Here is a 22,179-nt window from a genome sequence, read left to right on the forward strand (position 1 = left end):
GCCTTTGGCTGCGTCGGAGTGAGGGGCCAGCCCCTCACACTCCCCGAGGTATTTGGGGCCCAAAGAAGCCGGGCTCATATGCAGCGGCCTCCGTCGACTTCCATGCAGACGCCGGTGATCATGCTCGCCTCGTCCGAGCAGAGAAAGGCTGCAGCGTTGCCAAGGTCTTCGGGTTGCGAAAAGCGACCCAGCGGGATGGTGGAAAGGAACTTGGCACGGATTTCCGGCGTGTCTTCCCCCATGAAGCTTTTGAGGAGCGGCGTTTCTCCCGCCACCGGGTTGAGCGCGTTCACGCGGATGCCGTCGGGTGCGAGTTCAACCGCCATGGTGCGGGTGGCGGTGATCATCCAGCCCTTGGAGGCGTTGTACCAGTTGAGGCGCGGGCGCGGTGACACTCCTGCAGTGGAGGCGATGTTGAGGATGTTGCCTGAGCCGCGATGTTTGAAATGGGGCACGAGGCTGCGGGCGCTGAGATAGACGGATTTGCAGTTCACGGCGAAGACGCGGTCGAAGTCGTCTTCGGTGATGTCTTCCATTGGTCCGGGCAGATGGGTCACACCGGCGTTGTTCACCATGATGTCGACATGGCCCATTGTCTTGATCGCCGTTTCGATCATGTCGGCAACCTGATCGCCGTTTGATATGTCGGCGGTGTGGGTGACGCCACCGATCTCGGCTGCGACGGTTTTGGCGCTGTCAGTGTTCAGGTCAACGACCATCACGGTCGCTCCCTCTGCCGCGAATTTGCGTGCGATGCCCGCGCCGAAGCCGGAGGCGGCCCCGGTCACGATTGCGGTTTTGCCTTTGAGCCTCATGCCTGCTCTCCCCTTATCCATGTTTGGCGGCGACGGTTTTCAGGGATGAGAAACCGTAAAGCGCTTCGAACCCCTTTTCTCGACCATGTCCTGATTTTCCAACACCGCCGAAGGGCAGTTCGACCCCGCCGCCTGCGCCGTAATTGTTGATGAAAACCTGACCGGTTTTCACCGCTTTGGCCAGTCGCATTTGGCGCGCGCCATTGGCCGTCCACACACCGGCGACAAGGCCGTAGATCGTGCCGTTGGCGATTCGGATGGCCTCGTCTTCGGTGTCGAAGGGGATCAGCACCTGCACGGGGCCGAAAAGCTCTTCCTGCGACAAGGGGTGATCCGGGGGCACAGGGCCGTAGAGGCGTGGCTGCACATAGGCGCCATCCGATGGCAGGTCATCCGGCATCGGGGTTTGTGCAATGCAGGGCAGATCATGGGCGGCTTTGAGCAGAGTCTCGAAGCGGGCTTTCTGTTTGGTCGAGATTAACGGGCCAATATCGGGATCGCTGCTGGCGGGACCGACGGTCTTGGCGCGATACGCGTCGGCCATGTGGGCTGCAACCGTATCGTAGATGTTGCGATGGATCAGGATGCGCGAGGCAGCGGAACAGGTCTGTCCGGCGTTCTGAAGCCCGGCGTTGACGAGGAACGGCAAAGCCGCGTCAAGATCGGCGTCGTCAAATACGATCTGTGGGGACTTGCCGCCGAGTTCCAAAGTCACGGGCACCACGTTTTCTGCAGCCAGCGTTTGGATCATGCGCCCGGTCTGGACCGAGCCTGTGAAGCTCAAATGCTGGACACCGGGATGGCGCGCAAGCGCGGCACCCGCCTCGGCTCCAAGGCCGGGGACCACGTTCAGCGCACCATCGGGAAATCCCGCCGCCTTGGCCAGATGGGCAAACATCAGCGCGGTCAGGCAGGCATCTTCGGCGGGTTTCAAAACGCAGGCATTGCCCATGGCAAGCGCGGCCCCGACAGAGCGGCCAATGATCTGCATCGGGTAGTTCCACGGCACGATATGGCCTGTCACGCCATGCGGTTCGCGCAAGGTGTAGACGGTGTAGCCGTCGAGATAGGGGATGGTCTCGCCGTGTACCTTGTCCGCGGCACCACCGTAGAATTCGCAATACCGTGCCAGTGCGAGGGCATCTGCATGGGCTTGGGTGATGGGTTTGCCCACGTCCAGTGTTTCCAGCGTTGTCAGAAGGTCAGTGTGCTCAAGCACAAGCTGGCCGAGGCGAGTGAGGCAGCGACCGCGCTCCAGCGCGCTCATCTTGCCCCATTCACCGTCCAGCGCGATCTGGGCAGCAGTGACAGCGCCATCCACATCCGCATCCGCGCTGCGGCCAATCCGGCACAGCGTGCTGCCATCGGAGGGGTTGATGAGCGGCAGCGTATCCGGTGTCGCGCGCCATGTGCCGCCGATCAGGACATGGCTGGGATCAAAGGGCAGGGTGGGGAGCATCTTGGGCCTCTGGAAAGTCGGGAAGTTGTGGCGCGGCGTCCATCAGCTCGCGGGTATAGGGATGGTTGGGTGCATGGAAGATATCTGCTGTTGGACGATCTTCGACAATCTCACCTGCGCGCATGACCATCACGCGGTCGGTGATGGAGCGCACGACGCTAAGATCGTGGCTGATGAACAGATATGTCAGGCCATAGGCGCGGCTGAGATCGGCCATCAGGTCGAGGATCTGCGCCCGCACGCGCACGTCGAGAGCAGAGACCGCTTCGTCGAAGACGATCAGATCGGGCTTGATGATGAGCGCGCGGGCGATGGCGATGCGCTGGCGTTGGCCGCCGGAAAAGGCGTGGATGTGGCGGTTGGCATCTTCTGGCTTGAGGCCCACGGCAATCAGGGCTTCGGCAATCGCGGTGTCGCGGTCTGTGCCTTTGGGCGGGTCGGGCAAGAGGTGGAAAGGTTCGGTGATCAGACGTGCAACGCGGTGGCGGGGGTTGAAGCTGCCATAGGGGTCCTGGAACACCACCTGCATCTTGCGACGGACTTTCAGGTTCGGATGGCCGTCCCGCCAGACAGGATCCCCGGCGAGGGTGATCTGGCCACCTTGCGTCGGTTCAAGGCCAAGGATGGCGCGGGTGAGGGTGGATTTGCCACACCCGGATTCGCCGACAAGCCCCACGCGTTCGCCGCGTTTGATCTCAAAGCTGACAGTGTTGACAGCGCGGAACATAGGGCGGGGCCCAAAGGGTGTTTTGCGGGGGAGCGGGTAGTCACGGCTGACGTTCTGGACCGAGAGCAGCGGCGCCTCGGCTTTGGCCTTACCCAGATCAGCCTGGTGGCGCGACGCTTCGAAGAGCTGCCTTGTGTAAGGATGGCGCATTTCGCGCAAGACCTGCGCGGTTGGCCCGGACTCCACGATTTCTCCGTGGCGCATGACGTTGAGCGTGTCGGCCATGTCGCTGACCACGGCAAGGTCATGGGTGATCATCATCAGCGCCATGCCGTCCTCTTTGACCAGCCGTTTGAGCAGGTCGAGGATCTGCGCCTGTGTCGTCACATCGAGCGCCGTTGTCGGCTCGTCCGCGATCAGAAGCCGGGGACGCAGGGCGATTGCCATGGCGATGACGACGCGCTGGCGCTGACCACCGCTGAGTTCGTGCGGGTAGCGTGTCAGGGGGAACCGTTCAGGGGGCAGGCCGACGCGGACGAGGACTTCGCGGGCACGCTCTTCCGCCTGATCCGGAGGCATGGCCTTGTGAATAAGGATGGTCTCCATCACTTGTGCGCCGATTGTTTGCACCGGGTTCAGCGCTGTCATGGGTTCCTGAAAGACCATGCCGATCTCGCGGCCACGCAGGTCGCACATCTTTGGTTCGGGGACGGTCAGCAGTTCGGTTCCATCGAAAGTGATGGTGCCGCTGGTGCTCGTTCCTTTCGGCAACAGGCCCATTGTTGTGAAGGCGGTCATGGACTTTCCAGATCCGCTTTCCCCCGTCAGCGCCGTGATCTCGCCCTCTGCGATCTTCAGTGAAATACCATGCAAGATCGGCGTGCCGTGGATCGCAAGCGACAGGTTCTCGATGCGTAACAGAGTCATGCGCGCACCACTTTGAGGCGCGGATCAAGCGCGTCCCGCAGGCCGTCCCCCAAGAGGTTCAGGCCCAGCACCATCGCTATGATGGTCAGGCCGGGGATCAGGGCCACATGCGGGGCGAGCGAAACCATGGTTTGCGCATCGGCCAACATGCGTCCCCAGCTTGGAATCGGGGGCTGCGCGCCAAGGCCGACATAGCTCAGACCCGCTTCGGCCAGAATGCCAAGGCTGAACTGGATGGTGCCCTGCACGATCAGCAGGTTGGCAACATTCGGCAATATGTGTTCGACGCTGATGCGGGTGCGGGTCTTGCCTGCCACCTGCGCTGCCATGATGAACTCGCGCTTCCACAGGCTAAGTGCGGCGCCACGTGTGATGCGGGCGAAGACGGGGATGTTGAATATCCCGATGGCGATAATCGCGTTGGTGGCGCTTGGGCCGAAGACGGCGGTGATCAGGATCGCAATGACCAGCGATGGGAAAGCGAAGATCAGGTCGTTCATCCGCATGATGACCTCGTCCAGCATCCCGCCCCGCCGCGCGGCGGCGGCCAGACCCAAAGGCACGCCAAGCCCCATGCCGATTCCAACCGCCACCAAAGCGACGGCAATGGATGTGCGCGCGCCGACCATCAGCATCGACAGGATGTCCCGCCCGAAGTGATCGGTGCCCAACCAGTTGTCCGAGCTGGGCGGTTGGAGGCGGCCCGCGATGTTCATCGCTTCGACACTGTCCGGCGTCCAGACAAAGGACAGAAGCGCCGCGATGACGAAGACGCTGGTGAGAAGTCCACCAAGGATCAGGTTGCGGCTCATGTCCGTGTCCTCAGCCGGGGATCGACGGCGGCATAGGCCAGATCGACAAGGAAATTCACCACAATGACGGCAAAGACCAAGAGCATCACCACGGATTCAACCACGATCAAGTCGCGCTGGGTGATGGCCTGAAAGATCAGCCGCCCAAGGCCCGGTAAGAAGAAGACCTGTTCGATGATGATCGCACCCGCCAGCAAGAAGGCGAATTGCAGACCGATGATCGTCAGCACGGGGATCAGCGCATTGCGCAGCCCGTGCCGCCAGAGCGCCTGGCGTTCCGTAAGCCCCTTGGCGCGCGCGGTGCGCATGAAATCCTCGCCCAGAATGTCGAGCAGTGAGGATCGCATCACGCGTGTCAGGATTGCCGCTTGCGGCAGGGCCAGCGCGATGGCAGGCAGCGTCAGTGCTTTCATCCCGCCCCAGAAACCCTTGTCCCAACCGGGAAAACCTCCTGCGCTGAACCAGCGCAAGTTGATGGCAAAGATCAGCACCAGCATCATTGCAAACCAGAAGTTTGGAATCGCGACGCCCAGCTGCGTCGCTCCGGTGACAGCCAGATCGCCGGGGCCACCGCGACGCGCAGCGGCGAAAATGCCCGCCGGAAAAGCGATCAATGTCGACAGCGTCAGCGCATAAAGCGCAAGTGGCAGCGACACCCACATTCGGTCCGCGATCATCTGCACCACGGGGGTGCGGTACGTGTAGGACGTGCCGAAATCACCGGTAAGCATGCCGCCGACCCAACTTAGGTAACGGTCGAGTTTCGACTGGTCTAACCCAAGTTCGGTGCGCAAAGCGGCCACGGTGTCGGGTTGCGCGTTGATGCCCAGCATAAAGCTGGCCGGATCACCGGGTGCAATCTCGACCACGACGAAAATCACCACCGAAGCCACGAACAGGCTTATGGCAAGTGAGATCAGTCGTTTGACGATATAGCCCAGCATTGTGGGCAGGTTAGGCGAAGCCTTCGGGCAAGGGAACGCAGAAAGCGGTGCTGCGCCCTTGCCCGGAGTGCCGTTGTTCAGCCGACCGGTGCGACCTGTTTCCGGCGCGATGTCGTCGCCATGGCGCGGGGCAGGGCCATCGGGGCTGCGTCGCCCGCGTTCAGAAGGCCTTGGCGCAGTGCGGCTTGGTGGATCACGAAACCAAGTTGTGGTTCCAGTAGCATCAGCCACGCCAGTTTGAACCCGGACAGCCGCGTTATGCCGGACAGGCCCACTGATCGCAGAAAATGCCGGGTTCCCATCGGGCAGAGGGGTGAGCTGTGCGCGTCTTCGATCAGGATATCAAAGCGCGCCTGCCGGCGTCGAAGGGCGCGCGCAATCCGCTGCAGCTCGGTCCAGCGCGCCTTGATCTGGCGGCGTTGGGCAAGCGCGGCACGTGCTTCTTCAAATGCTTCGAAGGGACAATTCGCTTCGGAATGATATCCGCGCGCTTTGCCGTTGGAGAAGACGAACCAAAGCAGTTCGCCTCGTGTGGTGATGGCACGGTAGGCATATTGACTGCCATCATCCGATGTCACCTTGTGAGCGCTGTCATAGAACAGCGAGATCCAGTCGGATCGTTGGGGGATGAAGTCGCCGCCTAAAGCTATGATATCCTGATCAATAAGGGACATCATCTGACGCTCCTGCGCCAAGCGCTCGTAGGCAGCGACCTTCGTTAAAATATTTGGCATTACAAAGGGTTCTCTAAAAAGTTTTGGTACTGAAAAAGGCTCAGTAAGATGACCTTAGGGAAGCACGATCGGACGCAATATCCCCATATGGGGACAAAGTGTCGGCAGGGCATTTTTTCTCAGACCGTCGGGATCGTATAGGTCCGATCATAGGGCCGTACGTCTAGCCCCGCTGCCCGCGCTACCATCCATGGCCAGCTTGAAATATGCTGGTAGTGGCCCCTGTCGTCGAAAAGCGTGAAACTGGCATTCGGCAAGTGCCGGGACAACAACTCGCCACCTTGTGCCGGAGCGACATTGTCGTCGGCACCATGGTAAATTTCGGTCTCGGCCAGCACGTGCCGCACGTCGAAATCCCAACCACGTGCGTTTAGCAGGTTTTCCTCGACCATGCCGTTGACCCCACCAGCGGTGCGTTCTTCCAGCATCTTCGAAGACCGGATGCTGATGGTCGGATGCGACAACAACTCGACATCATGTGCGCTGGGCGTCCGTTTGCAGTAGCGCTCCATGTAACGGGGCGCGTTCTGGATGATCGAGCGCACGAGGAACGGGATCAATTGCCGAAACATCGCTGGCCAACGCTGTGCCAGAACGGCTGACAAGTGATAGAACTGATCCAACTCGCGCCAGTTGTCGTGTTTGTAACTGGGATAACTGGGCGACGAGAGCACGACTTTCCGGATTCGCCCCTGCAATTCATGTGCTGTTCCAAGCGCCACGCCAGAACCGAAGGAAAAGCTCATCAAGGAAACCTGATCATACCCCAACGCATCAAACAGGCATTCCAGGTCCGGTGCAAATTCGCGAAGGCTGGTCATCTTCTTGAAATCCGACCGGTAGATCCCCGGCCGACAGGGCATGATCAACCGCACGCCGTAGTGATCGAGGTGTTCGAGGTATTGGCGTGGAAATCCGGTTAGATCAATCGACGATCCAGACAGCGCATCAAAGAGCACAACAGGTCTGCCGTCCTCAGGCCCGAGAATGAAATATTCCAGCATCCGCCCGTCCGGAAGCCGCAGCAACCGCCGTACCTGAAACCGTTCCGCATCGGTGGTTTCGCGCTGCCGGAACATCGACAGCGGGCTTTTCGCGATGGTGTTGATCAGGTCCACTTGGCTGTTGAGGCCTGTCTTCTCGAACACCCGCTTAAGATAGGTCCGCCCGGATTCGTAGCTGATCCCCATTGCGGTACTCGCTTTGCGCAAGTCGCTGGTCTCCATCAACCCGCGCACCAAAGCCTGTTCCCGCAGGGTCAGGTCATGGGCGCTAGCCAATGCGCGAAGCCCGTCGGCGGTGTTCTGATTTGTGGCTACCAAAACGGCGGCTGCCTTTGCGGGGAATCCCATGCGGATCGCCTCTTGGCGGGGCAGAAGCAGATAGGTGGTTTCGCTCTCGCGGGTCATCAAGGATTGCGGGGTTTCAAGCCGGTTCGACTCGGACACCCAGCGAGACAGTGTTTTCGCCTTTGCTTCCTCTTCGTTACCACCTGTCGCCGGAAGAAGTTTGATCGGCGCATCAAGCGCCAACCCAGTTTCCAGCATCGCTTGATTGATGACCAAGGGCGCTCCGTTGTCGTCAACCAGTGCGATCCCTACCGCAAAAGTCCCCAACACGGCTTCAAGATCGGATTCCCGTTCCTGCAGGCGCACCATCTTTTCCGAGATCTCGATGGCGCGTCGGAAATGAATCATCAGATCGCTCAGATCGTGGCGCTGGTCGGCCTCGATCATCCGGCCATCCGCGGCCATCTGTACCTGTTCGGTCAACTCGAGGATCAACTCGGGCAAAAGCGAATTGTCGAGCGACGCTTCGTAGACGAGATGGGTTAAACGTTCATTCGACGGAGAGGACATTTCACCACGCACATACTGTTCACCAATCTGAGGCTAGCAGAAGCCCAAACGTGAGAGCACTGAAAAAACTGTGAATTCCTTACCGTCTGGCGCGATACGCTCGATACAGGCTTAAAGCGTGTCCAATTTTCTGGCCAATTTGGCGTCCAGGGACGACAGGCCGCCAACGTCATGCGTCGTCAAAGTGACCTCGACTCGATTGTAGACGTTAAACCATTCGGGATGGTGATTCCATTTTTCAGCCCAAAGCGCCGCCCTAACCATCCAGCTGAAGGCCTCCGTGAAGTCGCTGAACTTGAACGTTTTGCTGATTGCGTCTTTCTCTTCGTCTAGGCTCCAGCCTGCATCCAGAAGTGGGCCAAGGACTGTCTTGCGCGCTGTGTCGGATAGTTTCTCGGTCATTCGTGATCCTCTGTATTCACTTTGCGGAAGGGGCCGTAATTCGTCAGAACCTCAATATCCTGTCCGACAGCTTCCGCTTCGGCCTCAAGGTAACGCGCGATGGCGTCCGAGAAACCCGGGTCTCCGACCCAATGCAGGGAATGGGTGTAAACCGGCAGATATCCGCGTGCCAGTTTGTGTTCGCCCTGTGCCCCGGCTTCGACGCGGGATTGGCCGTGCGCAATCGCGTAATCCATGGCCTGATAGTAGCACAGTTCGAAATGCAGGCAGGGGTGGTCCTCGACGCAGCCCCAGTAGCGCCCGAAAAGCGTGTCGCGCCCGATGACGTTCATGGCCCCTGCGACCCAACGCCCGTCACGTTCCGCCAAGACCAGCAGGATGTCATCCCGCAGCCGCTCTTGTGCGATGTCAAAGAATTTGCGGGTGAGGTAGGGCGTCCCCCATTTGCGTGCGCCGGTGTCCTGATAGAACGTCCAGAACGCATCCCAGTGTTCGGGCTGGATCTGGTCGCCAGTGAACTGGTGGATCGTCCCGCCGAACCCCTGTGCACGTTCGCGTTCCTTGCGGATGGTTTTGCGCTTGCGCGAACTCAGGTCGGCAAGGAAGGCATCGAAATCGGCATAGCCTCGGTTCTCCCAATGGTATTGCTGCGTGCGGCGACGCAACAGGCCGATCTGTTCTCCGGCAATCGCTTCGGCTTCGGTGCAGAAGGTGATGTGGAGCGATGACAATTCGTTGTCTGACGCCACCTGAACCGCACCTTGGACCAAAGCGCTGATCCCCTCGGCCTCGAAACCCGGACGGGTCAGGAACCGACGGCCTGTGGCCGGCGTGAACGGGACTGCCATCTGAAGTTTGGGGTAGTACCGCCCGCCCGCGCGTTCCCATGCATGCGCCCAGTTGTGGTCGAAGATGTATTCACCCTGACTGTGGCTTTTCGCATATAGTGGCGCGCAGGCAATGGTCTGCCCGTCCATCTCGGCTGTCATGTAGCGCGGATCCCAGCCTGTGCCTGTGCCCACAGACCGACTATCCTCAAATGCCTTGAGGAACCGGTAGGTCGTGAACGGATCATAGGCTCTCCCGCCATCTGTCACTTCCGGGCAAGCGCATGCATCCCAATCCTCCGGCGCGATCTGCGACAGGGACCCGTGCATTGATATGGCGATTGTGGGTGCGTCGGTTGGGTCGGACATGTCCGTTCCTTGGTTACGCGATGCTACGTGGGTCTGATCAGACGCGGATCAAGCCACATAACCTTCAAAGGTGATGTTGTCTGCGATTTTGCGGGCCTGACGTTCTTGCTCAGGGCTGCGGATCGTCCAACACAGGATTGGAACACCCTGCGCCTTGAGCTGTTCCACGCGGGGAGAGTCCAAATCGGTGTGATCATGGCTCAGGAAATCGGCGTCGATCTCTTTGAAACCGGGGATTGCGGCCAATTCGGCGCGCCGATCCACCGGCACATGTGGTTCGTCGATCTTGCGCCACGCGCAACCAATAATGCCGCGCGGTGTCTCAGGTGACAAAGCAGCGACCTTGGCAATCATGCTCGGATTGAAGGACATGAGCGCAAACGGCCCCGCATATTCCTTGAGAACATCCAAAGCCGCCCGTTCCAGAACGCCATCGGTTTCACCCATCGCGCCGTGCTGGTCCTTCAGTTCGATCAGCAGGGGCACGGCCCCATCGACCTGCTCCAACACACGCGCCAGCGTCGGAATCCGGTCGGTGCCGCCTTTGAGCGTGAACGTCTCAAGCTCGGCGGCATCCCGGTCTCGCACCGCCCCTGTTTCCGCAGTCAGCCGCTCCAACGTGTCGTCATGAAATACCATCGGCACACCATCGCGCGACAGTTGCAGGTCAAGTTCGATCGGATACCCGGCTGCGATGGCGGCGGCAAAAGCCGAGGGGCTGTTTTCGATCACCCCTTCGGCCTTGTTGTGATAGCCGCGATGCGCAATCGGGCGCGTCAGAAACGCGGGCGGCAGCCGGGTCATAGCAGTTCGAAAATCCCTTCGATTTCGACAGCCACACCAAATGGCAAGGATGCCGCCGACACTGCAGAACGAGCATGTCGGCCATTGTCGCCCAGAACGCTTACCATCAGATCCGACGCGCCATTCACGACTTTGGGCTGGTCACCGAAATCGGCGGTAGAGTTCACAAAACCTACCAGCTTGACCACGCGAACCTTGCTCAGATCGCCACCCGCTGCTTTGCGGGCCTGCGACAACAGTGCCAGAGCACAGTACTTGGCTGCTTCTGCGCCGGCCTCGGCATCGAGATCATCACCAAGCTTGCCCTTGACCAGACCATCTGGCCCGGTCGGCAATTGGCCCGACACATAAACCTGATTTCCGGTCTGCACGAACGGCACGTAATTCGCGGCGGGCGCAGGTGCGTCAGGCAAAGTCAGGCCCAGTTCCGCAAGGCGGGCGTCGATGGCATTGGTCATGGTGTCTCCCCTTTTTCGTTTGTGCGGACGCTATTGCCCACCGCCGGAAATGGGAAGGGGAAAGACGACGATCTGGCCTGTGATGAAGCGAGGTCAGTTTTGACCCAGAATATCGCGCAAGAGTTGGTTCAGCGCGTTTTCAAGCGCATTGCCACCTTGATCCTGCTGCTGTGCGGGTTGTTGCGGTTGTGGTTGCGCAACCTGTCGCGGCGGGGTCGGTTCGATCATAGGCAAGGGGCGCACGGGCAGGCCTTCGTGGACACGCACCATCGCCTCGTGCCAGATCTCGGCAGGCAGGCCGCTGCCTGTCACCCCAGCAAGAGGTGTGTTGTCGTCGTAACCCATCCAGACGCCCGTCACGTAATCCGCTGTGAACCCAATGAACCAAGCATCGCGCGCTTCCTGAGATGTGCCCGTCTTACCCGCGACCTGACGATCCGACAGTTTCGCACGTCCGCCTGTGCCTTGGCTGACCACCTTTTCCATCATCCAAATGAGTTGGCGTGCTGCCTCTTCATTGATGACGCGCTCCCCGATCCCGCCGCCGGTGCCCATCAAGGGTTGATCTTCGCCAACCAGACGCAATTCCCTGAGGCCATAGGGCGTTACGGAAGATCCACCATTCAGGATACCGGCATAAGCGCCTGTCATTTCCAGCAATGATGCTTCGGACGCGCCAAGCGCCAATGCTGGCGTGTCGGTCAAAGAGCTTTGAATGCCGAAATCCTCAGATACCTTGCGCACCAGATCGCGGCCCACGGATTCCGATATTTTCACTGCCGGAATGTTCAGGCTTTTCGCCAAAGCTTCGGTCAGCGTGACCGCTCCGTAATATTGTCCCGAATAGTTCTCTGGGCACCAGCGACCAGAGCCTGGAATGTTCATGCAGAACGGCTCGTCCGTCACCGGGTCATAGGGGCTGTAGCCCAACTCGAGCGCCGTCGCATAGACAAAGGGTTTGAAAGCTGATCCGGTCTGTCGCTTGGCTTGCGTCGCGCGGTTGAAGACGCCTGACACGTTGGTCTGTCGCCCACCCACCATGCCACGCACTGCGCCATCGGCTGACATCACGACAATCGCCGCCTGCGCTTTGGACCCTTCACGCACCTTGGTTGCAAAGACGGTCTTGATCGCGTCTTCGGCGGCCTTTTGAATACGCTGATCCAGCGTTGTCGAGATAACTACGTCCTCGGTTGTGTCACGTGTAAAGAAATCCGGGCCGGACTGCATGACCCAATCCGCGAAGTAACCCCCTGTCTGTGTCTTGGCCTTATCCGACAGCACGGCTGGGTTTGCCTGTGCGGCGCGCGTCTGTTCGTCCGTCAAGAAACCCTGTTCATTCATCAACCGGAGCACAGTGGCAGCCCGCGCCTGTGACCGTTCAATGTTCGATGTCGGTGCAAGGCTGGACGGCGCAGTCAGCAGACCGGCGATCATAGCACCTTCTTGCGGGCTCAGCGCTGAGGCCGGTTTTGAGAAATACCGCTCTGCCGCCGCAGCCGCCCCATAAGCGCCGCCGCCCATATATGCGCGGTTCAGATAGATCGAGAGGATCTCATCCTTGGAATACTTAAGCTCCATCGCCAGCGCGTAGACGGCTTCTTTACCCTTGCGGTAAAGCGATCCGCGTCGGCAGTCGGCGACATACTCCGCTTCGTTCTTCCATGCGTTGGGGTCGAAGGTCACACCAAGGCAAAGCAGTTTCGCGGTTTGTTGTGTGATCGTGGACCCGCCATGCCCCGAAAGCGGCCCGCGCCCTTCGGATAGGTTGATCCGAACCGCCGAGGCCACGCCACGAGGCGAAATGCCGAAGTGGCTGTAGAAGCGACGGTCTTCGGTCGCGATCACGGCGTTCTTGAGGTGCGGGGATACAGTGTCGGCCGTCACGACCCCGCCAAACTGGTCGCCGCGCCATGCAAAGGCGACGCTGTCACGGTCCAAAAGTTGCACGGACCCTCGAGCGCGGCCATCCAGCGCTTCGGAAACCGGAGGCAGGGTCGTGTATTCGTAGCCGACAAATCCGGCGATTATAATCGCAGCGACAAGGCCCGCGCGCAGAAACAGCCGAAAGAAAAATCGGAACACCCAGCTGATGATGCCGGTGAAGAACCCGACGATTCGGCCGCGCTTGGCCTTGGCACGCGTCGTCTTGCGCTTGGCTGGGGGCGCCTTGCGGGGCTTGGACGCTTTGGGTGGCGTCTTGGGATATCGCCGGTCCGCGACCAGACGGTTTTTCCCGCGTCGTGAATCAGTCATGGCGTTCGCCTGTGATGCTGCTCTTTTTTATCAATCTAGTGGCTTTCGCCGTCGATGTGGACTGGTCAAGAACAGGTTACTTGGTTTTTTGAGTGCACAAAAAGTAATCAAAGTAGCAAATTTGTGCAAAATTTGTGCAACTTGATGTGCTGTAGCCCCCGGTCTCTTGGCTGGAATCTTCCATTCCCCTCCTGTGTGCCTCTTTTCTGCGCTTGCAAACAAGATCGACCTGCAAGGGAAAGGGACCAAGGTGAAGTTCATCATAGCGACAATCAAGCCATTCAAGCTTGAAGAAGTCCGCGAGGCGCTCACAGACATTGGCGTCCGCGGCATGATGGTAACCGAGATCAAGGGGTTTGGCTCTCAGTCCGGCCATACCGAGATTTACCGTGGCGCGGAATACGCGGTGAACTTCGTGCCGAAAATCAAACTCGAAATCGTGGTTGGTGCCGACATGGCAGACCAAGTGATCGAGACCATCACCAAGACTGCCCGCACCGGCAAGATCGGCGACGGCAAGATCTTCGTGCTCGATGCGCAGCAGGCCATCCGCGTGCGCACAGGCGAAACCAATGGGGATGCGCTCTGAACAGGCGCTGTGACAGAGATTAGGGGACACATACAGATGAAACTACTCAAGACACTCCTGCCCGCTGCCGCGCTTGCTGCGCTGCCAGTCATGGGCATGGCTCAAGAGGCCGCCGCGCCGACCATGGACGAGGTCGGCCCGTATATCTTCACCACACTCCTGTTCCTCATGGCAGGCTTCCTCGTGTTCTTCATGGCAGCTGGTTTTGCCATGCTCGAAGCGGGCCTCGTGCGTTCCAAGAACGTGGCGATGCAGCTGACCAAGAACATCGCGCTCTTCTCCATCGCCGCCATCATGTACTGGCTCGTTGGTTTCAACACGATGTATCCGGGCGACTTCAACGGCTTCTTCGCCATTGGCGGTCAGACCGTGCTTGACCCGGTCGGCGTTGCCGCTGCCGATGCCGCGCTTGATTATGCGTCGGTTGGCTCTGACTTCTTCTTCCAGCTGGTCTTCGTTGCCGCAACCGCGTCCATCGTGTCCGGTGCTGTGGCCGAACGCATCAAGCTGTGGCCCTTCCTTGCCTTCGTTGTCGTTCTGACCGGTCTCATGTACCCGATCTCCGGCTCCTGGCAGTGGGGCGGTGGCTGGTTGTCCGAAATGGGCTTCTCCGACTTCGCCGGTTCGACCGTTGTGCACTCTGTTGGTGGCTGGGCTGCTCTGGCTGGTGTGATCGTGCTTGGTCCGCGTCTGGGCAAGTACAAAGATGGCCGCGTCAACCCGATCCCGGGCTCCAACCTGGCACTCGCAACTCTCGGCACGTTCATCCTGTGGCTCGGCTGGTTCGGCTTCAACGGTGGCTCGCAGCTCGCAATGGGCACTGTGGGTGATGTCTCCGACGTGTCGCGCATCTTTGCCAACACCAACATGGCGGCGGCAGCCGGTGCTGTAACCGCGCTGATCCTGACACAGCTGCTCTACAAAAAGGTCGACCTAACCATGGTGCTCAACGGTGCTCTGGCTGGCCTCGTTTCGATCACGGCCGAGCCGCTCGCTCCGACGCTCTTCGGCGCTCTGTGGATTGGTGCAGTCGGTGGTGTGATCGTGGTCTTCGCGGTTCCGTTCCTCGACAAGCTCAAGATCGACGACGTTGTCGGCGCTATCCCGGTCCACCTCTTTGCAGGTATCTGGGGCACCATCGCCGTGATCTTCTACGGTGAAGCACAGCTGATGACCCAGCTGACAGGTATCGTGGCTTACGGTGTGTTCACCTTCGTCGCCTCGCTGATCATCTGGTTCATCCTGAAAGCAACCGTGGGCATCCGCGTCAGCGAAGAAGAAGAGATCAACGGTCTCGACATGGCTGAGCTGGGCATGGAAGCCTACCCTGAATTCTCCAAAGGCTGATCTCCTCCTTCCTATCAGTCTTTAGTGACCAACTGCCCGGGCGTTCGCGCCCGGGTTTTTTATTGGTCGACGTGACAGGTCGCCGTGTCTGAGTATTGTGCCGTCGCAATGGTGTGTTGGCTGATCGGAATCCTATCCGCTGCCGATCAGAACACCCGCTGCAAAGACCAGTGCGCCACCAAGAACCACTTGCAGCGCCGCACGGAAAAACGGCGTGTCCATGTACTTGTTCTGAATCCACGCAATGGCCCAAAGCTCAATGAACACCACCACAAAGGCGGTGATGGTCGCGGTCCAGAAATCCGGGATCAGGTAGGGCAGGGCGTGCCCTAGCCCGCCAACCGTTGTCATGATGCCAGATGCAAACCCCCGCTTGATGGGCGACCCACGACCGGACAACTGCCCATCATCGGACGCGGCCTCGGTAAAGCCCATCGAAATCCCTGCCCCCACCGACGCCGCCAGACCCACCAGAAACGTGGTCCATGTGTCCTGAGTCGCAAAGGCGGTGGCAAAGATCGGGGCCAGTGTCGAAACTGATCCGTCCATCAAACCGGCCAGACCCGGTTGGACCCATGTCAAAATGAACTTTCGATGGGCGTCCTCTTCTTCGCTGCTACGGGCATCCTCGGTCAGGTGGTGCTGCTCCAGCTTCTCCGCCTTGTTTTGATGACCGGCCTCTGCTGCGGCCAGATCGCCCAACAACTTGCGTGTCGCTGCGTCGCTCGTCCGTTTCGCTGCCTCCAGATAAAAGCGCTCCGCATCCCGTTCCATCGCCTCGGCTTCGGCGCGGATGCGATCCAGCCCGAGGTTTTCGATGAGCCAGACGGGACGCCGCGCGTAATACCCAGCGACGTGTTCACGACGGATCAACGGGATCACGTCACCGAATCTATCCCGGTGAAGGTCGACCAGCCTTTGCCGGTGACTGTCTTCTTCTGCCGCCATCCCGTCAAAAACCGTGGCGGTTGCCGGAAAGTCGGCCCGCAGACGTTCGGCGTAAGACCGATAGATACGGGCGTCATCCTCTTCAGAGGAAATGGCCAACGCTACAATCTCTTGTTCGGACAGATCCGAAAATCGACGTCGGTTCAATGAAAATCGCATAAGTGCAAACCTTTTGATCATGCCGGGAGTGTCGCACTTGCATCGGGTTCGGGTTGCTTTCGCCCGTGCGCACCACACATCCCCACTTGCGAGACTAAACCGATCCGTTTAGCTTTTGAACGCGACATAAGGGAAGAGAATGGCAACCGCTCAGGCGCAGATCCGAAAAGGCCGAAAGTTCGACCAAGTGGTCGATGGCGCGCGGGAAATCTTCCTGCGCGATGGCTTTGAAGGGGCAAGCGTCGATGACATTGCCCGTGCGGCGGGTGTCTCAAAGGCCACTCTTTACAGCTATTTTTCCGACAAGCGGCTGCTGTTCATGGAGGTCGCAACCCGTCAATGTTCCGAGCAGGCGCGCATTTCGATCGAACGCATCGACAGCACCCGCCCGCCGCAAGAAGTGCTGACCCTTATCGCGCAGCAGTTCCTTGGTTTTATCTATTCAGATATGGGACAACGCATCTTTCGGATCTGTGTGGCCGAGTCGGATCGTTTTCCGATGATTGGTCAGGAATTCTATCATTCTGGTCCAATGATCCTGCGCGCTGCGGTCGTGGATTATCTCAAGATGGCGGTCGCACGTGGTGAACTGCAGATCGAGGATTACAACCTTGCGGCAGACCAGTTCGCCGAGCTTTGCAAGGCGGACCTCTGGCCCAAACTCATTTTTGGCATCATCACGTCTGTGACAGCGCCCGAAATGAACCGCGTGATCGACGGTGCCGTGACGACCTTTATGGCCCGCTACGGCGCAGCCGGGGCAGCGCGCATCACCGCCTGATACAAAGACTCGAGCGTTTCCAAACAATGCTCCATTGTGCCTGCGGCAGCATCCGCGCCAGTGCGTATGGCGATGTCCTTGTCGATCTGGACAATGTTGCCGCTGATGAAAATCAGGGATCGCGGCGCGGCGATCCGAAGCTCGACAATGGTGCGGGTCAGGGCACGAACGCGATCAGCGCCTGATGCTGATAGGCCGATGATCGGATATCCTCCATCATGCACAATCTGGCACAGGTCGCTTTCGCTCCGCCCCACATGCAGGTCGATATGCCAGCCCTTGCTGCGCAAGATATCCGTCGCCATCGTCACGCCAAGGACGTGCTGTTCACCGGGGACGGTGGCAAACATCGCTTCTCGTTGGCCGCGCAGGGGCACCGGCGGCATCACCATTCTCAGATCACGCAGCATGTGCAGAATCCGACCCGCTGCGACCGCAGTGTCGCTGAAGTGGATAATGTCCTGTTCCCACCATTCGCCCAACCGGCGCGCCGCAGCGGCGATATAGGCAATGCAAAGTTTTTCGTGACTGGCGCCGCGGTCGCGCGCCTGTTTCAGGATACGGTTGGCTTCATCGGCCCTTGGTTCCAAGAGCGCGATGCAAAACGCATCCAGATCAACATCGCTGATATCCGCGTTTGCTTTGCGCGAGATATACGCAAGACGCGTGATCACCTCTTGTGCCATGACAAGCAGGGACGCATCAGAAAGCTTTCTTTCCTGACCGTACATATCATCATCGATAGCACGCACCAGGATTGGTGTGTCAATACTCAACATAGCCCGGGTCTCCTAGTGCGCGCAGCGCAGAAACCCCTCGTCCCCAGGATCAAGATTGCACGCCTGCGATGCAGCCGCAATGACCCTTCTCGGCTTTTGGAGGACAAACCGCCAAGGTCAGTCCCGGCGCCGCACCATCAACTGATTGTTCGACCCGCGTTTGACTTCGAGAACTTTCATGTCGGCGACCAAATCGCTCAGCTTGCGCTTGCCATAGGTGCGGGTGTCGAAATCCGGGTTGGCTGACACGATATGCTGTCCCAATTGGCCCAAACGATACCATTCATCGTCCTGGTCGATGGCATCCATCGCCTTGAGGATGAGATTGCGTGCCTCGTTCAGGTTGCTCTTGGATGCGGGTTTGACGGTGGTGTTGTCCACATCAGGGCCACCTTCGAGGTTCTCAAGAAAGATGAACCGTTTGCAGGCCCGTCGGAACGCTTCGGGCGTTTTCTGCATGCCCATGCCGTACACATCCAACCCCTGTTCCCGCAAACGCTGCGCCAACCGCGTGAAATCGCTGTCAGAACTGACCAGAACGAATCCATCAAACCGTCCGGTATGCATCAGGTCCATCGCGTCGATCACAAGCGCAATGTCGCTGGCGTTTTTGCCCACGGTGTTGGCCGGCTGGTGATGCGGCACAAGCCCGAATTCGGCCTGCACCTTAGACCACCCCGACATCTGCTGGCTGGAAAAGTCGCCATAACAGCGCCGCACGCTGGCTTCGCCCAGTGATGCGATCTCGTCGAAAATCGCGGCTGAGTATTTTGGAGAGGTGTTATCGGCGTCGATCAGAACGGCAAGCAGGGGGGGATTGTCAGACATGTATCAGGAACCTTCTTGGTTGAGGCCTGGTTCCCGGACCGCCTGTGCGCCCCGGATGTCAAAGGCGGATGGAGGGGCAGAGCCCCTCCAAAAACCGCATCAGTAAATCACCACAGAGCGGATGCTTTCGCCCGCATGCATCAGGTCGAAACCTTTGTTGATGTCTTCCAACGGCATGGTGTGGGTGATCATTGGATCAATCTCGATCTTTCCGTCCATGTACCAATCGACGATCTTCGGAACATCCGTACGTCCGCGCGCACCACCAAAGGCCGTGCCTTTCCATGTCCGCCCGGTGACAAGCTGGAACGGACGCGTGGCAATCTCGGCACCGGCAGGGGCCACACCGATGATGATGCTTTCGCCCCAGCCTTTGTGGGCACATTCCAACGCGTCGCGCATGACTTTGACGTTGCCGGTGGCATCGAACGTGTAATCCGCACCGCCTTTGGTCAGGTCCACCAGATACGGCACGAGATCGCCTTCGACTTCAGACGGATTGACGAAATGCGTCATGCCAAAGCGCGTCGCCATCTCGACCTTGTCGGGGTTCAGGTCAACGCCGACGATCTGGTCAGCCCCGGCCAGACGCAGGCCTTGGATCACGTTCAGACCAATGCCCCCTAGACCGAACACGATGGCGCGGCTGCCGATCTCGACCTTGGCAGTGTTGATCACCGCACCGATGCCGGTGGTGACGCCACAGCCGATATAGCAAACCTTGTCGAACGGCGCGTCTTCGCGAATCTTGGCAAGCGCAATTTCCGGCAGAACCGTGTGGTTCGAAAACGTCGAACAGCCCATGTAATGCAGAATGGGTGTCCCATCGAGCATCGAGAACCGGCTGCTGCCGTCTGGCATCAGTCCTTGACCCTGTGTTGAGCGGATCGCCTGACACAGGTTGGTCTTGGGATGCAGGCAGTATTCGCATTCGCGACATTCCGGCGTGTAAAGCGGGATCACGTGATCGCCCGGTTTCAGGCTGGTGACACCCGGTCCCACTTCGACAACGATCCCGGCACCCTCGTGGCCGAGAATCGCTGGGAACATGCCTTCGGGGTCGGCACCTGACCGGGTGAACTCGTCGGTATGGCAAATCCCGGTTGCCTTGATCTCGACCAACACCTCTCCGGCGCGGGGGCCATCAAGGTTCACATCCATGATTTCCAATGGCTTGCCGGCTTGTACGGCAACGGCGGCGCGTGTGCGCATGATGACTCTCCCTCGTCTGTTTTTCGAAACCTTGCGGGAAAGCGCCGGGTTTGCAAGCATTGGCTTGGGTATTGGAAAGGTTTTGACATGCGGATTCATTCTATTCTTGGTCTTTGTCTGGCTCTTGCGGCCTGTCAGGAAGTCACTGTCGCTGAAAAGCCGGTTGAATCCTGCGGGGCGGAAGAGATGTCGCACCTCATGGGGCTGCAACGCTCACAACTGGAAAACATCGCATTCACCCAACCGCATCGCATCCTTGGACCGAACGACGCGGCGACGATGGATTTCCGCGGGGAGCGGGTGAATTTCGGGCTGAATGACAGCGATACGGTGGTGCGCATCTATTGCGGCTGATCTCTCGCTGTCAGATGTGACCATCAGGCGCGCTCTGATCTCGACTCGTCGGGCAGAAAGGATATATGGAACAAAAGAAGAACAAACGCTGCCGCGAGTCCCATGCCCAACCGTCGTATCCTGTCCATCTGGTTTCCCCGGCTGGCCGCCGAACGCCATATCAGGCGTGACCCCAATCTGGGGCAGGTGCCCTTTGCCGTGGTGCGGGATGTGGGGCAGGCGCAGGTGCTGGCCTCCCTCTCACCGCTGGCGCAGGCGGCGGGGCTCTACGAAGGCCAGCCCTTGCGCGATGCCCACGCCATGTGTGCCGACTTGCTCACCCGACTGTCGAACGTCCATGCCGAGGCGGCGTTTCTGGGGGTGCTGCACCGCTGGGCGGGCAAGTTCTCTCCGTGGGTCGCACGCGAGGCACCGGATGCGCTTGTCGTCGATCTGACGGGATGCGCCCATCTCTTTGGCGGTGAAGAACAGCTTGCGCTGCAAGTTGAACAGGATTGCATTGATCTGGGCCTGTCGGTGCAGCTTGGTATCGCTGACACGCTGGGTGGGGCATGGGCGCTGGCCCGGTTCGGTGGCGGACAGGGGGGGGATCACCACCGCAACGGCGACGCGATTGATCAAGAGGCCCGCGCGACCCGATCCCGCGCAGGCAAACGGCGGCATTGGGAACGCGGTGGCGCGGCACCGGCGGTGACAATGGCAGCGGTGCAGGGACGCGCCCGTATTGCGGCGCCGGGTGAGACCTACAAGGCGCTTGCCCCCCTGCCGATTGCGGCGCTCCGTCTGGAAGACTCCACCATGGCGCAGCTCTCGCGTCTCGGCCTCCGCCGGGTCAAGGATCTGGTCGAACAACCCCGCGCGGGTCTGGTTCGCCGCTTTGGGCGCGGGCTGGTGGCGCGGCTGGATCAGGCGCTGGGCGCGCTGCCCGAACCGGTCAGTCCGGCCCCACCGCCCGATCGCTTTGCCACACGCATGAGCCTGCCGGACCCCATTGGGCTGGAAGACGACGTGATGGCTGCCATCGACCGGATGTTGCCCCGCCTCTGCACTGCGCTGCGCAAAAAGGGGCGCGGCGCCCGCACGCTCCGGTTTGAGGCCTATCGCGCTGACGGCACGATGCAGTGGATGAACGTCACGGTGGCCAAACCCTCGGACGATCCCGATCACATCCGCCCACTGCTGCGGCTCAAGATCGAAGATCTGGATGCGGGCTACGGCATTGACATGCTGCGGCTCGAGGCAGTGCTGCACGAACCCATCCATCTGCGCACTGCGTCCGGCCATCTTGAGGCGGCAGAGGCGGGGCGCGCGCGCATGGCCGGGCCGAAACCCGGATCGCTGGATCGCCTGATCGGACGGTTGGGCACCCGGCTGGGGGTCGAGGCGATCACCCGCGTGCAACCTGCCGACAGTCACATCCCGGAAAAGACATGGGTCACTGTGGCCGCCGCGTGGTCCGACCCTGTGACGCACTGGCCACAGCCCACCAAGCCGCGCCCGCTGCGGATGTGGGCACCAGAGCCGGTGATGATCCCAGACGTACCGCGCCTGCCCGAGGTCTTTCGCTGGCGTGGCCGCGATCACAAGGTCCACAGCGCTCGCGGTCCCGAGCGGATCGCCCCGGAATGGTGGCTGGACGATCCCGCATGGCGCAGCGGCCAGCGCGACTATTGGGACGTGATCACCGCCGAGGGGCAGCGCCTGTGGTTGTTCTATGCACATGGTGCGTCGAAATCTTCGGGCTGGTTTTGTCAGGGGGCGTTTGCGTGATCAGGCCGGTGGCGAAATGCGTCGACGCATTTCAGCCTTTTCTTCGAAGAAAAGATCTCGCGCACTTCCAAAAGGTTAT

At 59.9% G+C, this 22,179-nt stretch carries 21 protein-coding genes; 5 read left to right on the forward strand and 16 right to left on the reverse strand.

Annotation, left to right across the window (positions count from 1 at the left end; all coding sequences use genetic code 11):
* Positions 1 to 74 precede the first annotated feature (74 nt).
* The 12 genes from MCRY_RS02275 to MCRY_RS02330 all read right to left on the reverse strand — a co-directional run bounded on the left by MCRY_RS02275 (position 75) and on the right by MCRY_RS02330 (position 13,333).
* The gene (locus MCRY_RS02275) at positions 75 to 815 is read right to left on the reverse strand and encodes an SDR family oxidoreductase (RefSeq protein WP_085627862.1); all 741 of its coding nucleotides are present in this window, start codon (positions 813 to 815) and stop codon (positions 75 to 77) included.
* A gap of 13 nt (positions 816 to 828) precedes the next feature.
* The gene (locus MCRY_RS02280) at positions 829 to 2,274 is read right to left on the reverse strand and encodes an aldehyde dehydrogenase family protein (RefSeq protein WP_085627863.1); all 1,446 of its coding nucleotides are present in this window, start codon (positions 2,272 to 2,274) and stop codon (positions 829 to 831) included.
* On the reverse strand, positions 2,252 to 3,868 hold the full coding sequence (locus MCRY_RS02285; RefSeq protein ID WP_085627864.1) for an ABC transporter ATP-binding protein: 1,617 nt from the start codon (positions 3,866 to 3,868) through the stop codon (positions 2,252 to 2,254). The genes MCRY_RS02280 and MCRY_RS02285 overlap by 23 nt, the downstream gene beginning before the upstream one ends.
* The gene (locus MCRY_RS02290) at positions 3,865 to 4,680 is read right to left on the reverse strand and encodes an ABC transporter permease (protein ID WP_085627865.1); all 816 of its coding nucleotides are present in this window, start codon (positions 4,678 to 4,680) and stop codon (positions 3,865 to 3,867) included. The genes MCRY_RS02285 and MCRY_RS02290 overlap by 4 nt, the downstream gene beginning before the upstream one ends.
* On the reverse strand, positions 4,677 to 5,624 hold the full coding sequence (locus MCRY_RS02295) for an ABC transporter permease (RefSeq protein WP_085627866.1): 948 nt from the start codon (positions 5,622 to 5,624) through the stop codon (positions 4,677 to 4,679). Before MCRY_RS02295 ends, MCRY_RS02290 begins: the two co-directional genes overlap by 4 nt.
* 77 nt (positions 5,625 to 5,701) lie before the next feature.
* Complete coding sequence (locus MCRY_RS02300) at positions 5,702 to 6,301, reverse strand: hypothetical protein (protein ID WP_085627867.1); 600 nt, start codon at positions 6,299 to 6,301, stop codon at positions 5,702 to 5,704.
* A gap of 176 nt (positions 6,302 to 6,477) precedes the next feature.
* A complete protein-coding gene (locus tag MCRY_RS02305; protein ID WP_139834082.1) occupies positions 6,478 to 8,229 on the reverse strand; it encodes a bifunctional helix-turn-helix transcriptional regulator/alpha/beta hydrolase in 1,752 nt (583 codons plus the stop codon).
* Positions 8,230 to 8,328: 99 nt separating this feature from the next.
* A complete protein-coding gene (locus MCRY_RS02310; RefSeq protein ID WP_085627869.1) occupies positions 8,329 to 8,619 on the reverse strand; it encodes a 4a-hydroxytetrahydrobiopterin dehydratase in 291 nt (96 codons plus the stop codon).
* Positions 8,616 to 9,815, reverse strand: coding sequence for a GNAT family N-acetyltransferase (locus MCRY_RS02315; RefSeq protein ID WP_085627870.1), 1,200 nt, complete (start codon positions 9,813 to 9,815; stop codon positions 8,616 to 8,618). Before MCRY_RS02315 ends, MCRY_RS02310 begins: the two co-directional genes overlap by 4 nt.
* 48 nt (positions 9,816 to 9,863) lie before the next feature.
* The gene (locus MCRY_RS02320; protein WP_085627871.1) at positions 9,864 to 10,619 is read right to left on the reverse strand and encodes a glycerophosphodiester phosphodiesterase family protein; all 756 of its coding nucleotides are present in this window, start codon (positions 10,617 to 10,619) and stop codon (positions 9,864 to 9,866) included.
* A complete protein-coding gene (locus MCRY_RS02325; RefSeq protein ID WP_085627872.1) occupies positions 10,616 to 11,077 on the reverse strand; it encodes a RidA family protein in 462 nt (153 codons plus the stop codon). Before MCRY_RS02325 ends, MCRY_RS02320 begins: the two co-directional genes overlap by 4 nt.
* 93 nt (positions 11,078 to 11,170) lie before the next feature.
* Positions 11,171 to 13,333 carry a transglycosylase domain-containing protein gene (locus MCRY_RS02330; protein WP_085627873.1) on the reverse strand — a complete coding sequence of 721 codons (2,163 nt, stop codon included), beginning with the start codon at positions 13,331 to 13,333 and terminating at the stop codon, positions 11,171 to 11,173.
* A 250-nt stretch (positions 13,334 to 13,583) separates the two neighbouring features.
* Between MCRY_RS02330 and MCRY_RS02335 the strand changes: the two genes are divergently transcribed.
* The gene (locus tag MCRY_RS02335) at positions 13,584 to 13,922 is read left to right on the forward strand and encodes a P-II family nitrogen regulator (RefSeq protein WP_085628146.1); all 339 of its coding nucleotides are present in this window, start codon (positions 13,584 to 13,586) and stop codon (positions 13,920 to 13,922) included.
* A gap of 36 nt (positions 13,923 to 13,958) precedes the next feature.
* Positions 13,959 to 15,269 (forward strand): ammonium transporter, encoded by a 1,311-nt coding sequence (locus tag MCRY_RS02340; protein WP_085627874.1) that lies wholly within the window; start codon positions 13,959 to 13,961, stop codon positions 15,267 to 15,269.
* A gap of 132 nt (positions 15,270 to 15,401) precedes the next feature.
* On the opposite strand, the gene mbfA is transcribed toward MCRY_RS02340, so the two are convergent.
* Positions 15,402 to 16,376, reverse strand: a complete 975-nt coding sequence (mbfA, locus tag MCRY_RS02345; protein ID WP_085628147.1) for an iron exporter MbfA — start codon at positions 16,374 to 16,376, stop codon at positions 15,402 to 15,404.
* Between the two features lie 139 nt (positions 16,377 to 16,515).
* Here mbfA and MCRY_RS02350 point away from each other — a divergent pair, with 139 nt between their 5' ends.
* Positions 16,516 to 17,157 (forward strand): TetR/AcrR family transcriptional regulator, encoded by a 642-nt coding sequence (locus tag MCRY_RS02350; RefSeq protein ID WP_085627875.1) that lies wholly within the window; start codon positions 16,516 to 16,518, stop codon positions 17,155 to 17,157.
* Here MCRY_RS02350 and MCRY_RS02355 read toward each other — a convergent pair.
* The 3 genes from MCRY_RS02355 to MCRY_RS02365 form a co-directional block, all read right to left on the reverse strand.
* Entirely contained in the window at positions 17,121 to 17,936 is an 816-nt protein-coding gene (locus MCRY_RS02355; RefSeq protein ID WP_085627876.1) for a cobalamin B12-binding domain-containing protein, read from the reverse strand. The two genes, MCRY_RS02350 and MCRY_RS02355, sit on opposite strands and share 37 nt — an antisense overlap.
* A gap of 117 nt (positions 17,937 to 18,053) precedes the next feature.
* Positions 18,054 to 18,764, reverse strand: coding sequence for an NYN domain-containing protein (locus MCRY_RS02360; protein ID WP_085627877.1), 711 nt, complete (start codon positions 18,762 to 18,764; stop codon positions 18,054 to 18,056).
* A 99-nt stretch (positions 18,765 to 18,863) separates the two neighbouring features.
* On the reverse strand, positions 18,864 to 19,976 hold the full coding sequence (locus tag MCRY_RS02365; RefSeq protein WP_085627878.1) for an S-(hydroxymethyl)glutathione dehydrogenase/class III alcohol dehydrogenase: 1,113 nt from the start codon (positions 19,974 to 19,976) through the stop codon (positions 18,864 to 18,866).
* A gap of 87 nt (positions 19,977 to 20,063) precedes the next feature.
* On the opposite strand from MCRY_RS02365, the gene MCRY_RS02370 reads away from it, so the two are divergent.
* Together MCRY_RS02370 and MCRY_RS02375 are read left to right on the forward strand one after the other, a co-directional pair.
* Complete coding sequence (locus MCRY_RS02370) at positions 20,064 to 20,330, forward strand: I78 family peptidase inhibitor (RefSeq protein WP_085627879.1); 267 nt, start codon at positions 20,064 to 20,066, stop codon at positions 20,328 to 20,330.
* A 102-nt stretch (positions 20,331 to 20,432) separates the two neighbouring features.
* A complete protein-coding gene (locus MCRY_RS02375; RefSeq protein ID WP_085627880.1) occupies positions 20,433 to 22,100 on the forward strand; it encodes a Y-family DNA polymerase in 1,668 nt (555 codons plus the stop codon).
* Positions 22,101 to 22,179 lie beyond the last annotated feature (79 nt).

It is taken from the genome of Marivita cryptomonadis, from assembly GCF_002115725.1.
Taxonomy (GTDB): Bacteria; Pseudomonadota; Alphaproteobacteria; order Rhodobacterales; family Rhodobacteraceae; genus Marivita; species Marivita cryptomonadis.

Excerpts from the sequence above, each read along its gene's own strand:
- MCRY_RS02295 (WP_085627866.1), bottom strand. The coding sequence starts at position 5,624 with ATGCTGGGCTATATCGTCAAACGACTGATCTCACTTGCCATAAGCCTG.
- MCRY_RS02310 (WP_085627869.1), bottom strand. The coding sequence starts at position 8,619 with ATGACCGAGAAACTATCCGACACAGCGCGCAAGACAGTCCTTGGCCCA.
- MCRY_RS02340 (WP_085627874.1), top strand. The coding sequence starts at position 13,959 with ATGAAACTACTCAAGACACTCCTGCCCGCTGCCGCGCTTGCTGCGCTG.
- MCRY_RS02360 (WP_085627877.1), bottom strand. The coding sequence starts at position 18,764 with ATGTCTGACAATCCCCCCCTGCTTGCCGTTCTGATCGACGCCGATAAC.
- MCRY_RS02275 (WP_085627862.1), bottom strand. The coding sequence starts at position 815 with ATGAGGCTCAAAGGCAAAACCGCAATCGTGACCGGGGCCGCCTCCGGC.
- MCRY_RS02300 (WP_085627867.1), bottom strand. The coding sequence starts at position 6,301 with ATGATGTCCCTTATTGATCAGGATATCATAGCTTTAGGCGGCGACTTC.
- MCRY_RS02365 (WP_085627878.1), bottom strand. The coding sequence starts at position 19,976 with ATGCGCACACGCGCCGCCGTTGCCGTACAAGCCGGCAAGCCATTGGAA.
- MCRY_RS02350 (WP_085627875.1), top strand. The coding sequence starts at position 16,516 with ATGGCAACCGCTCAGGCGCAGATCCGAAAAGGCCGAAAGTTCGACCAA.
- mbfA (WP_085628147.1), bottom strand. The coding sequence starts at position 16,376 with ATGCGATTTTCATTGAACCGACGTCGATTTTCGGATCTGTCCGAACAA.
- MCRY_RS02370 (WP_085627879.1), top strand. The coding sequence starts at position 20,064 with ATGCGGATTCATTCTATTCTTGGTCTTTGTCTGGCTCTTGCGGCCTGT.
- MCRY_RS02355 (WP_085627876.1), bottom strand. The coding sequence starts at position 17,936 with ATGTTGAGTATTGACACACCAATCCTGGTGCGTGCTATCGATGATGAT.
- MCRY_RS02375 (WP_085627880.1), top strand. The coding sequence starts at position 20,433 with ATGCCCAACCGTCGTATCCTGTCCATCTGGTTTCCCCGGCTGGCCGCC.
- MCRY_RS02280 (WP_085627863.1), bottom strand. The coding sequence starts at position 2,274 with ATGCTCCCCACCCTGCCCTTTGATCCCAGCCATGTCCTGATCGGCGGC.
- MCRY_RS02285 (WP_085627864.1), bottom strand. The coding sequence starts at position 3,868 with ATGACTCTGTTACGCATCGAGAACCTGTCGCTTGCGATCCACGGCACG.
- MCRY_RS02290 (WP_085627865.1), bottom strand. The coding sequence starts at position 4,680 with ATGAGCCGCAACCTGATCCTTGGTGGACTTCTCACCAGCGTCTTCGTC.
- MCRY_RS02330 (WP_085627873.1), bottom strand. The coding sequence starts at position 13,333 with ATGACTGATTCACGACGCGGGAAAAACCGTCTGGTCGCGGACCGGCGA.
- MCRY_RS02315 (WP_085627870.1), bottom strand. The coding sequence starts at position 9,815 with ATGTCCGACCCAACCGACGCACCCACAATCGCCATATCAATGCACGGG.
- MCRY_RS02320 (WP_085627871.1), bottom strand. The coding sequence starts at position 10,619 with ATGACCCGGCTGCCGCCCGCGTTTCTGACGCGCCCGATTGCGCATCGC.
- MCRY_RS02325 (WP_085627872.1), bottom strand. The coding sequence starts at position 11,077 with ATGACCAATGCCATCGACGCCCGCCTTGCGGAACTGGGCCTGACTTTG.